General features: G+C 40.0%; 8 protein-coding genes. 5 read left to right on the top strand and 3 right to left on the bottom strand.

What is annotated here, in order from left to right; genetic code table 11:
- Window positions 1-53: 53 nt before the first annotated feature.
- The 3 genes from IQ264_RS05315 to IQ264_RS05325 form a co-directional block, all read right to left on the bottom strand.
- Window positions 54-875, bottom strand: coding sequence for a glycoside hydrolase family 108 protein (locus IQ264_RS05315; protein WP_193979343.1), 822 nt, complete (start codon window positions 873-875; stop codon window positions 54-56).
- 357 nt (window positions 876-1,232) lie between these two features.
- Window positions 1,233-2,117, bottom strand: a complete 885-nt coding sequence (locus tag IQ264_RS05320) for a peptidoglycan-binding domain-containing protein (protein ID WP_193979345.1) — start codon at window positions 2,115-2,117, stop codon at window positions 1,233-1,235.
- A 948-nt stretch (window positions 2,118-3,065) separates the two neighbouring features.
- Entirely contained in the window at window positions 3,066-3,335 is a 270-nt protein-coding gene (locus tag IQ264_RS05325) for a hypothetical protein (protein WP_228061307.1), read from the bottom strand.
- Window positions 3,336-3,552: 217 nt separating this feature from the next.
- Between IQ264_RS05325 and IQ264_RS05330 the strand changes: the two genes are divergently transcribed.
- The 5 genes from IQ264_RS05330 (at window position 3,553) to IQ264_RS05350 (ending at window position 11,689) form a co-directional block, all read left to right on the top strand.
- Window positions 3,553-4,920: an AAA-like domain-containing protein gene (locus IQ264_RS05330; protein ID WP_193979347.1), complete on the top strand. Its 1,368-nt coding sequence runs from the start codon at window positions 3,553-3,555 to the stop codon at window positions 4,918-4,920.
- Window positions 4,921-5,780: 860 nt separating this feature from the next.
- Window positions 5,781-7,376: a peroxidase gene (locus IQ264_RS05335; RefSeq protein WP_193979349.1), complete on the top strand. Its 1,596-nt coding sequence runs from the start codon at window positions 5,781-5,783 to the stop codon at window positions 7,374-7,376.
- Window positions 7,377-7,393: 17 nt separating this feature from the next.
- Complete coding sequence (locus tag IQ264_RS05340; RefSeq protein WP_193979351.1) at window positions 7,394-8,002, top strand: hypothetical protein; 609 nt, start codon at window positions 7,394-7,396, stop codon at window positions 8,000-8,002.
- Window positions 8,003-8,186: 184 nt separating this feature from the next.
- Window positions 8,187-10,484, top strand: a complete 2,298-nt coding sequence (locus IQ264_RS05345; RefSeq protein ID WP_193979353.1) for a TOMM precursor leader peptide-binding protein — start codon at window positions 8,187-8,189, stop codon at window positions 10,482-10,484.
- Window positions 10,485-10,606: 122 nt separating this feature from the next.
- Window positions 10,607-11,689: an amidohydrolase family protein gene (locus tag IQ264_RS05350; protein WP_193979355.1), complete on the top strand. Its 1,083-nt coding sequence runs from the start codon at window positions 10,607-10,609 to the stop codon at window positions 11,687-11,689.
- The last annotated feature ends 219 nt before the right edge of the window (window positions 11,690-11,908 follow it).

An 11,908-nucleotide genomic window follows, 5' to 3' on the forward strand; every position in this document is an offset into this window, starting at 1 on the left:
GTTAAATCGATGGAAAACAATAGTTCTGGGGATTTATTAAAGAAGAGCTTTGTTTACAAATTGTCGATGAACTTTCTCAAGTCATTCGCACGGTTCAACCAACCAGCTAAAAAAACTTTTTGGCTTGGGTTTTGTACAACTCTTTGGTTATGGTAGATGATTCTTTTTTCAACCATCTCTATTCCTGTCTCTTTGTTGTTTTTAGGCAGCAAAGCGGCTTCAGTTTGCGGCCCAAAAATTCCGTCACCAGTAACTCCGATGGCTTGCTGTAAAAACTTGATGGCACCGCCGACTCCAAAAAGGACAGCCGTATCAAACTGCACTACAGCGAGAGGTAAGACCATTAATTCAGCACGGCCAGGCTGCCAGTAATACTTATGGTAGATTTCATGTACCTCCTCATCTGTAATAAATTTCACACTTTGGGTTGGAAAGCTTTTGCTGCTTCTGTATGAGTCGTAAGTTCTTTGTGTAATTCCTTTATTGGTAGCCCCACCTAAATCGTTTGGATGGTTTACAAAGTCACCTTCCCACAGCAAAGTGAATTTAAGTGCTGTTATAAGTTGGTCTGGTGTTTTACTAGGTGAATTAAAATCTACGGAATTATCAGTTTCTACAGGATCGCGAAATTCAATTAGTTTTTTGGCAAAAGTGGGGCCAAACCAACCAGAATTCATGTTGTCGAGGAAAACTGCCTTACAGAAACGAGTTAAAGCAACCTTGGTAGTGGAACTGAAAGTCCCATCAATATCAGACATTTGAAGCAAACCAATTTCACTAAGTTGTGTTTGGATTTCCTGGACTAATTCCTTGTCGCTACTGAGAGTATCCAAATTGATAACTTTGTTGTTATCAACTAAATCCGCAAGTTTCATCACTTCACCTCGTAGATCAGTTAACTATTGAATTGAAAAATGGGTTATCTCTCTAAAAATTTTGGATTTTTTCTTTTATTTCTAAACCAAAATGGGGTTTGAAAACCCGACAAAATTCATTAAACACAAGGGTGTAAAAGTTGCTTGCTTGACAATGCTATCTACTTTTAAACCTTCTTTGCTTGTAAATTACTAATATTTTTTTAGCACCAGCGCCGAAGATGTCATCAAGTTAAAAACTCTATCAGCCTAAATTTGGTTCCTTTTTAAGTGTAGACTACCAGTATTTTAGGAAAGGAAATGACAAGTAAAATTATCATTTCCTTCCATCTTCCTTCTGGAGTAAATCAAGTTTGACTAAGCCAGGAAACTTTTGGCTAAATCATCGCCAGGGATAACAGTCGTCAAGAAGACATATTTGTCATTTAACTGATAACGACGGTCTTGCTTAACCAATGCCATAAACTCTTGGTGACTTTTGCGAGACTGTCCTACCAAGCAACCAGCACTGGCACTACGAACTTGCCTCATGTCATATCCCCAATGTTGATTGATACCAAACAGACCTTCATCAATGGAATCTCCATTACGAAGACCATCTTTGTTGGAATCGCGGTATACTTTTACCGACATACATTGCACTAAAGCTTCATGAGGTTCGGAGTTTCCATGCTTTCCTACTTGCCAAGCTTTGTACTGTCCAAAGGCAATTCGTGCCGCGCCCTCAGGATTCATAGGGTGATAGGTGTAGTAATCTCCCGGTTCGGTTGTAGCTAACCAATTACCCACAATTTTAGGAGTTCCAGAAGCTATTTCAATTACCATCCGACGGTCATTCCACTCATTGAAAGTATCTTCGTTGGGTGTACCATCAGCCCCAGCGCCTTCTAAATAAACAATGTTGTAGCAACGTTCTCCTATTGCAATAAAGTATTCTTTATTTTGCATATACTTGACAATTCGGCTGGCCAAATCATTTCCTAAGTTTAGAGGGATTACTTCTTTGGTTTCACCTAATGCCTTGCTTGTTTGTGGCCCTAATCCCAATTCTGATATTTTCATCAAGGTTTGGAATTCTTTAAGTGCCTGAGTCGAAAAACGACCAAATTTTCCATCAGCAGGCGGATCGAGTAAACCTAAACGAATCAGATTAGTCTGTACTTCTTTTGCTAATTGAGTATCCTTAGCTAAACTTTCTGCAGTAATTATTTTTAAGGTTGGTGTAACTTCAGTTAGTTGCATATAAAAAGATTCCTTGTTGGTGTTGTTTGTCCTTTAGTCTTATTGCCATGCTAACTTTACCTTGACAAACATCCAACCTATAAAACTCATATAAATCTCAACTTATACCTCATAAAAATTCTTATATAATTTATGATTTTTGAATTTAATTTTTCACGATAACAGGAGCAAAAATAAAAATACAACTATATTTTGCTTTTTAGAAGAACTAAATTAGATTTAATTGCTTATGTCATAAAAAATTTAGGATAGACTTAAAGGAAAAGCTTGCCACAATGGCAAGCTTTTCCTTTAAGATACAGTGACATTTATTGACGAGACTCAATCCGATCGTACTCAGTTTCCCGCTATGTTAAGTGACAAATCCCTAACTTAACGTCGATATACATTGTCAGTCAATCACTCACCTCATTACTTATAAAACTTAGAGAGAAACTGTATTACTACAATTGCTGCAAACGCTACGCAGATTCCGCCTGTTGTAGTTTCTATATTGAATTTTAAACCCAAAAACTCACCCCCTCCCTTCTCAGGACGTGACCCAGATTTTAGCAAGTTGAAGCCTGCCCAAGCCAAAAATATTGCAAGAATGAAGGTTCCCACTACAACAATCAATCCAGCTAGATCGTTTGGGCTTACCTGTGCCAATAGCGCATTTATAATCATCATAGATACCTGTGGGTTAACTCTTAATTACTTTTATTTGCTCTACATTCAAAAACTCAACCAGCATTTTTATCTCTTTTTTCGACTGTGGCTGTAACTATATTCAAATATCTCTTTTCTGCTAGTTACAGCCAATAAGAAATGAGCCTTATCTGTGGATTTTTGCCGAGGCTTTTACCATTATTTGATACGCTTACTCATCTTTTTTTACTCAGTTGGCTATTTGTACTTACTGAAGAGCCAATAAAGTGAAAATGAAAAGTGCCGCTAAGTGTGAGTAATCTACTTAGCTTCGCTTAGTTCGTTTGTTGAATCATCCTGAATTTTGATGTTCTGTACATCTTTCTGAGCCAAAACCTTAGATTCACCTTTGCTTGACTGTGCAAGGCCAGCCGCCCCTGCGATCGCTGTCCCTGCCAATCCCAATCCAGCTGTCCATTGACCCTCTTTAAGTTGAGGATTAATTAGGACGGCAATACCAATTACTCCACCAATAGTTGCGAAAAATATAGGCGTTAAGGCTCGAATTAATTCAGCATTAGCAGGTGTCATTTATAACCTCATCTAGTTTTTGTATGGTTGGTTTTATCTATAAGTAAACTTAGCTTTTAACATTAAGCTGATTCAACCTATAAATCTCATAAACAATCTCGCCCAAAGCTCATTAAAAATCTCATAATAAAATAAGCGATCGTATATACTTACCTAGAAACCCGTATTTCAGTCAGAATTCAGCCAATCTACCAAGATTTGACGACATATAGCCTCTATGAACGTAGATTTCATCCTTGAAGTCCTTAACCGCAAGCTGATCGAGAGCCAAAATCCTCCTCTGAATACCGCAGAAGCTCTGATTCTGCGAGGTATCTGGGAGTATAAAACCTATAACCAAGTTGCCGAAGAGGCGGGCTACAGCCCCGGTTACTTTACTAATGTCGTTGCACCGGAGTTGTTCCGACGACTCTCCGAGATTACCAATGAGCGGGTTACTAAGAAAAACTGTCGGGTGCTGCTAGAGTCTTATGTTGCCGCCTGGGGAACTCTGGGGAAAACGTTACCCAACCAATATCCTGTAAACTTCTCTGCTAGTAAGTTGCAAGATATGTCACCTTGCTTCCCTAGTGGTGCCGTTTCTCTCGATTCCCCGTTTTACATCGAACGGTCTCCTATTGAGGAGCAAGTTTATGCAGAAATCAGTAAGCCAGGAGCTTTGGTGCGAATTAAAGCTCCTCAGGAAATGGGTAAAACCTCGCTCCTGCTTAGAGTTCTCGACTATGCAAATCGTTTGGGCTATTACACGGTTAACCTAAACCTACAGCAAGTTGACCAAGCCATTTTGAGCGATATAAATAAATTTTTACGTTGGTTGTGCGTCAATATCGCTCGTCAGCTTCACAAAGAAGCGAGACTAGATGACTATTGGGATGAGGATATTGGCTGCAAGATCAGTTGCACTCTCTACTTGCGAAACTATTTACTAGAACAAATCGATTCTCCTCTTATCCTAGCTTTGGATGAGGTGAACCAGATTTTTGAGCATCCTGAAGTGGCGAAAGATTTTTTTCCCTTGTTGCGATCGTGGTATGAAGAGGCAAAAAGAATACCTGTGTGGCAAAAGCTGCGCCTAATTGTGGTTCATTCTACAGACATTTATGTTCCCCTTCAGCTAAAGCAGTCACCTTTCAATGTGGGGTTACCGATTCAGTTAAACAGCTTCAGTTTAGGGGAAGTAATAAACTTAGCCAAACATTATGGACTGAATTGGACAGGTGAGGAAGAGGTAAAACTTCTGATGGACATGGTAGGAGGGCATCCCGCACTGGTGCATATAGCGATCTATCATTTGAGTCGTGGGAACCTAACGATCGCGCAACTGCTGCAAAGTGCCCCAACATCTACAGGAATTTATTCCAGTCACTTGCAGCGCCATCAAGCAACGTTAAAAGAACAACAGGAATTAGCTAGTGCTCTTGGTACCGTTATGAGTGCTAATGACCCTGTACCATTAGATCCGATTTTGGCTTACAAGTTAAGCAGTATGGGTTTGATTCAGTTAAATGACAATAAAGCAACCCTAAGTTGTCAGTTGTATCAGCAGTACTTTCAGAATTTTCAAGCAGAACATAGGTCAAGTTGATCTGCTTATTAGATTTCTGGAAGAAAGACTCTCTCTCATATTGTTTTTCCTTAAGTTTGCTACAGATGATTGACACGGGGACGCGGCAACGCGGCGACGCGGAGATTGATTGGTCGCAAACATTTAGGGATTTGATATAAGACACTTTTTGTAAAGCAAATTTAAGAGTCAGTAATGCTTCACCCATCCATGCAAAAAAATGCTTTAACCGAGCAGTATTGTCTTCTCTTCTACCCTCTGCCTTATCTCAACGATAATTTTTTGCCTACCTACTTAACAGAACCAGGTTTTCAGGTGCTTCATAAGTGTTTACAAACAGTCTCTGACAAAACTAGGACTTACATACTTTACAAAAAACCTGTAATGTGCATTTACTTGTAATGAGTTTTATTATGAGATTGGTATGAGATTTTCTATGAGATTTATGAGTTGAACGAACGCTGAACTAAGGTTAATCTATTGTGTAATTAATAAACTTTAGCCCCGACAGGCGCGTTGATTGCTTCCAGTATGCCTGTAAGAAACTCAAGTTTTTTAGGAGCAACTCAAGACAATACGAGCGGCTATTTATACCTAAAAGAAACGTTTCTTTTAGGAAAAATTGTAACATCAATCACGAATTTTGGAGAAGAAAAATTTAGTTTTATAAACTGACAATTTCAGGACTAAAAAATGTGGTATGTTATCTCCATTCTTAATAAAAAATTTCATGCCTGCCTAAGCGATATCAGGCGATCGCTTAAATACACTCCCAAGTTAGTTGTAACAAACACAACATCAAATTAAAGTTTGTGATTCGGTATAGATTTCTTAGGAATTGGGTATCAAAATTCAAATTTATTCATGTCTAAGTAAAAATCATGATTGACACGAATGACAATTCAGAGCAAGACTACCAATCCCTTATTGACAATCCCGATCCCGTTGATGCTGATGACCAACGTTACGAGCAAATATTCAAAGATTTGCAAGGAGGGATTATTAAAAATTATGGACGAAATTACTATCTCTATATCTTTATTTTTTTTAATCAAGAAAAAATAGAACAAGCAAAACAATGGATTCGAGATGAAATTGCTAATAGCGTTACATCTACTTATAAGCAGCTTCAGGATACGGAGGATTACAGACAAAATCTCAATAGAGCTTTAGATTCCTCACCAGAAGAAATACACCCTGGAGAAAAGTGTAAGAATTTTTTTCTATCCTATCAGGGTTATAAAATCCTATTTAAGCTGGAGAATAAAAAAAATGTTTTAGATGAACCACTTTTTGAGAAGGGGATGAAATCTTGGTGGACTAGAAATTATCAAACAAACAAAAAAGATAATGATGCTGAATCACCCAGGACTTGGGATATAGGTGGTGGTAAGCATGAGATTCATGGATTGATTTTACTGGCTCATAATTGTTTAGAAGAACTGAAGTACGAAGCTGAGCTTATTATAGAAGAGTTCGAGCGCCGAGCAGTTGGCAACATAATAGCCTGTGAAGTAGGGTATAAATTAGTAGATGAAAAAAAGCGTGTTGTTGGTCCATTTGGTTTTGTAGATGGTGTCAGTCAACCTCTGTTTTTGAAAAGGGATTACGAAAAGTACTGTAACAATCAAGACACTGACAAGTGGGACCCTAAAGCTAGTTTAAATTTAGTTCTTGTGAAAGATCCATTTGGGGAACCATATAGCTTTGGCAGCTATTGTGTTTGGCAAAAGCTTGAAACAGACTATGAGTGCTTTAAAAAAAAGGAGAAGGAACTAAGTGATAATCTTAAGTGCGATTCGGAAAAGGCAGCTGCTTTAGTGGTCGGACGGTTTCGAGATGGAACTCCGATTGCTCTTTCTGAGCATCCCAATCAGGATTCAATCAAAAATAATTTTAATTATAACGACGATCCGCAGGGAATGAAATGTCCTTTGCACGGGCATATTAGAAAGGTTAATCCTCGTGGAGAACAAACTAAAAATCCAAATGATGATCTTCCTCACCTCGAACAGCTGAAAAAATATCATCGAATATTTCGAGCGGGGATAACCTACTTTGATAAGTCTAAAGTACAAAAGTCACCAGATTCAAAAATATTGGATGTCTGTTTAAATAAGCTGAAGTATTTAAAGGAAGTGAGGAAAGAGTTGCCAGAAGATAACATCAAAAATATCAGTGGATTATTGTTTGTATGTTTCCAAAGCAGCATTGTAAATCAGTTTCAGAAACTACAAAATGACTGGGCTGATAACGATAAATTCCCACGCGAATTTTCTATGGGGGAAAGTAAGTATCTCGATCCGGTCATTGGTCATCCTCTTGTTAAAGGTGATACAAAAAATCCTAAACCACAAGAATGGTTCAACAAGTGTAGTGGAGAGGATGTTCGGAATTATCCATTTTATGGATGTGTTAAAAACAAAGGGGGCGAATTCTTTTTTGCACCCAGCATTAGTTTTCTAAAAAAGTTCTAGAAAATAGGAGATAAGTCATGGAGTCTATGAATTTACAATCCTCAGCTATACAAGCTTGGTCTCGTGTCTGTGCTTTCGCTTGGAAACATCAAGAAAAAGAAAAAAAAGAAGGAGTTTTAACAGATTTGAGGAAAGATCCAAAAGGAACAATTGAAGAAATAGCAAAGGGACAGAATGGGAAGTATAAAGCAGATTCTGAGACAGAAGCCCAAGCGAGTACAATCATCAAATTATCAAAAAATCAAACAGAGAGGTATAGTGGATATCTACCAATTCCTAATCCATTTGGAGGGTTAGCTGAGTTAGATCCACAAAAAGTGGAGGAATTGCTGCTAGGTGGTTTAACAGGGGCATTCAAATTTGATGAGGAAGCAAAACTTTGGGCAGACGCTTTACATCAAGCGTGGAATAATAAGGAACTTTTAGAAAATATTCGTAGAGATCCACTTGGTAATCTACCCCATGCGGATGAGTTAAAGAATAGCGAGTATGGCATATTCCCATTACCCGCTCTACCAAGTGTTGTATATCAAAATTTAGAAAATTTAGACATAGAACAATTGTATGAATTTCTTGTTGATGACAATGTACGCCATATAGGAGGAATAATGCCACCAGTAACGTAATACGATCGATCTCTAGCTAGAGGCTTATTTCGTTCTATAGGAAAGATTTATTAAAGGGACATTTTGCAAACCAAATATCTTTTCTCAAATCGAAGTGATATTTGTTAAGCGGTTCTACTGTCAGAATGAAATAGCCTCTTCCTTATTTGGTTAGTTTTATTTCTCTATTTCTACCTAGAGCAGAATGAAATATAAAATTAAGAATTTTTTTTTGGTCGAGAATATAGAAACAGAAGGTGTATTTCTCCTGTCGGAGAGAATCTATTATCTGCTCAACAACTCTATATTTCAACTGTTGTTTCCTTTGATTGATGGCAACCATACTACTGAAGAAATTATTGAAGAACTTCATACCCACCTGCTAGCAAAAAACGCATCTGATGAAGATGTTATTTTAGCCCTTACTAAGGCTAACTATGCTCTGATGGAGATGGAACAGAAAGGTTACATTGTCGGAAGCAATGATATCCTGCCATGTGACTTAGCAATCTTCTGCGAGCATTTGAACATCGAGCTAAAGGAAGCCCACCGTCGATTGCAAGCTACTAAAGTGGCAGTGAAAACTTTTGGTTCTAATCTTCCCACTTCTCAATTCAAAGCCGCTTTAGAATCCTTGAACGTCCAAGTGTCTGAAGAGGCAGATATAGAGGTTGTTTTGACAGATGATTACCTGCAAGATGGACTGAAAGCCTTCAATCAAGAAGTTTTAAACCTCTCACGCCCTTGGATGCTTGTCAAACCAGTGGGAACAATTATTTGGATAGGACCGATATTTGTTCCGGGTAAAATAGGTTGTTGGCAGTGCCTAGCTCAACGCTTGCGAGGCAACAGACCCGTTGAAGGGTTTATTCAGCGCCGGAAAAACCTTTTAACCCCTTTAACGCCCCCTCTCGCTTCTCTTGGCTCTACCTTGCAAACTGCCCTTGGGATGGCAGCTACAGAAGTTTTTAAATGGATTGTTCAGGGAGAGAATAAACGGCTAGAAGGTATTTTAGTCACTCACGATACTCTGTCTTTGGAAACCCAAAACCACATCTTGGTTAAGCGTCCCCAGTGCCCAGACTGTGGAGAAAAAGTGATAAATGGGTTAAATAGCCAACCCTTACCTATTATCCTCGGACATCGGAAAAAAACTTTTACAGCAGACGGAGGACACCGTTGTGTTTCTCCTGAAGAAACTCTAAGGAAATATCAACACCACATTAGTCCCATTACAGGGGTTGTCCGAGAACTCGTCAAGGTCAACCAAGGGTCGAATGGTTTAACCCACACTTATCTGGCTAGGCATCATTTCGCCACCATGTTCGATGATTTGAATGCTTTACGCCAGAATACTACAGGCAGAAGTGCAGGTATTGGACGAACTGACCAGCAAGCTAGGGTCAGCAGTTTCTGCGAAGCCATTGAGAGATATTCAGGAGTCTTTCAGGGAGACGAAATCAGGCAAAGGGGTAGTTACCAACAAATGGGGGACAAAGCAATTCACCCCAATACCTGTATGAATTTTAGCCAAGAGCAATATCAAAACCGCCAGCAATGGAATGCTAGCTGTTCTGGTCTTTATGACTGGTTTCTCAAAGTTCCAGAACCCTTCGATGAGGAAAGAGAGATTGAATGGACACCAGTTTGGTCTTTAACCCATCAAGAATTCAAATATCTGCCAACAGCTTACTGCTATTATGGCTATCCTAAACCGCCGAAACCTGATTGTTGGGCTGATGCCAATGGCTGTGCGGCTGGCAATACGATAGAAGAAGCGATCGTACAAGCTTTTATGGAATTAGTGGAGCGGGACTGTGTAGCCTTGTGGTGGTATAACCGGGTCAAAAGACCGAGGGTAGATTTAGATAGCTTCAATGAACCATATTTTCAAGCCCTGAAGAATTATTACCAAACGATTCATCGGGAGATCTGGGTTCTAGATATCACCAGCGATCTGAATATTCCTGCTTTTGTTGCCGTTACCCGCAGAACCGATCGAGAGGTGGAAGACATCATCTTTGGCTTCGGTGCCCATTTTGACCCAAGGATTGCCATTCAGAAAGCACTTACTGAAGCTACCCGGATGCTTCTTTCAGTTTTATCCGCTAATCCTGATGGAACTACCCAATACACTCCATTTTGTAATTGGGCCATAGACTGGTGGAAAACCGCTACGATGGAGAATCAGCCTTATCTAGTTCCCGATGCAAGCATTGCTCCAAAAGTAAGTGCTGATTATCCCCAAATGTGGAGTGATGACCTGCGTGAAGATGTCATAACTTGCCAGCAGATCGCAGAGAAAAATGGCATGGAAATGCTGGTTCTAGATCAAACCCGTCCTGATATTGGACTGAAGGTGGTCAAAGCGATCGTTCCTGGAATGCGCCACTTCTGGAAACGGTTAGGCCCCGGACGGCTTTATGAGGTTCCTGTAAAATTAGGCTGGTTAAAAGAGCCTCTCCAGGAAAATCAGCTTAACCCTTTTCCCATGTGGTTGTAAGCTACTAATTAGCCAATTTTCACCAGTGAACTAAGTCAGTAAAGAACTTCAGAAAACCCCCAAAACTGAAATACGTAGAGCTTTTCTCAAATCCAAAACCCAAATCTAAAATCGATTTTCCTATGCTTAGCGGATATCAAATTATTGATGCAGATTCCCATGTAATTGAGCCAACCGATATGTGGGAAAAATATCTAGAACCTGCATTTAAAAGTTTTGCACCATCGCCAGACATGAGAATTAAAGGTGAACAGATTGTTCACAAAATCTCTGCTCAAGTTCTTATGGAAGGACAGAAGCTGCTCATACAGAATTACCCCATGTCTGCATTCAATGGTTTCGACTCTGAGTCTCATGTCCAGGCGATGAAGCGGATGGGGGTTGATGTATCGTTTGTTTATCCGACTTACGGACTGTGGTTATTAGCAGTTGATACGATGGCACCACAGCTGGCTGGGGCATTTACTCGCGCATACAACAATTGGTTACGAGACTTTTGCAGTTATGACCCACAAATTCTCAAAGGAGTGGGAGCAATTAATCTTCATGCACCTGAAGAGATGGTATCAGAACTGCTGCGGATAGAGGAATTTGGCTGGAAGACAGTGTTTTTGCGCCCCAACCCAATTAAGGGAAGACTACTGAGTCACCCCACCTATGAGGCATTTTGGACGAAATGCGAAGAGCTAGAAATAGCAGTCGCTCTTCATGAAGCTACTCATAGTTGCTTGCCAACTACCGGATCGGATCGGTTTAACACCCGTTTTGCCATGCACGCTTGCTCTCATCCGATGGAACAGATGATGGCACTGTTAGCGCTGATAGAAGGAGGTGTGTTGGAGCGCCATCCCAAGCTTAGGGTAGGTTTTCTGGAGTCAGGTTGCGGCTGGTTACCTTACTGGCTATGGCGCGTCGATGAAGAGTACGAGAACCTACACTGGGAGGTTAAAGATAACGTGAAGATGAAGCCTTCGGAGTACTTTCGCCGTCAGTGCTTTATCGAAATAGAGCCTTCTGAACCTTACCTGCCTCAGATTATCGATTATATTGGTTCCGATAACTTGCTCTTTGGTTCTGACTACCCGCATATAGATCACAAGCCAGACATTGTTAAGGAAGCAGTAGCGCTTGAGGAGCGCCTATCCAGGAAAACCGTGCAAAAGATCCTCTGGGATAACCCCGTGCGTTTCTACGGGCTAGATTAGTTGTTTGTCAGTCCTTTATAAATTAAACATAAAATTCCAGTAGCGTGCGTTGGGTGCATATTATGAGCGAGTTGTTCTCAATCGCTTAGCTCTCTGCGCCGTAAGACACCGTTTTCAATCGGTTCGCTACACTACGTTAACATCCTTTAGTCTAAGGTTTACTTTATAGATAAGCTCTAAACCTTTTATTTGAAATTGATAGACTAGCAGGATGCCGCA

This window comes from [Phormidium] sp. LEGE 05292 (assembly GCF_015207735.1).
Lineage (GTDB): Bacteria > Cyanobacteriota > Cyanobacteriia > Cyanobacteriales > Aerosakkonemataceae > Floridanema.

Bases quoted from the DNA above. Each gene is read 5' to 3' on its own strand.
- IQ264_RS05315 (WP_193979343.1), bottom strand. From the start codon at position 875: ATGAAACTTGCGGATTTAGTTGATAACAACAAAGTTATCAATTTGGAT.
- IQ264_RS05320 (WP_193979345.1), bottom strand. From the start codon at position 2,117: ATGCAACTAACTGAAGTTACACCAACCTTAAAAATAATTACTGCAGAA.
- IQ264_RS05325 (WP_228061307.1), bottom strand. From the start codon at position 3,335: ATGACACCTGCTAATGCTGAATTAATTCGAGCCTTAACGCCTATATTT.
- IQ264_RS05330 (WP_193979347.1), top strand. From the start codon at position 3,553: ATGAACGTAGATTTCATCCTTGAAGTCCTTAACCGCAAGCTGATCGAG.
- IQ264_RS05335 (WP_193979349.1), top strand. From the start codon at position 5,781: ATGATTGACACGAATGACAATTCAGAGCAAGACTACCAATCCCTTATT.
- IQ264_RS05340 (WP_193979351.1), top strand. From the start codon at position 7,394: ATGGAGTCTATGAATTTACAATCCTCAGCTATACAAGCTTGGTCTCGT.
- IQ264_RS05345 (WP_193979353.1), top strand. From the start codon at position 8,187: ATGAAATATAAAATTAAGAATTTTTTTTTGGTCGAGAATATAGAAACA.
- IQ264_RS05350 (WP_193979355.1), top strand. From the start codon at position 10,607: ATGCTTAGCGGATATCAAATTATTGATGCAGATTCCCATGTAATTGAG.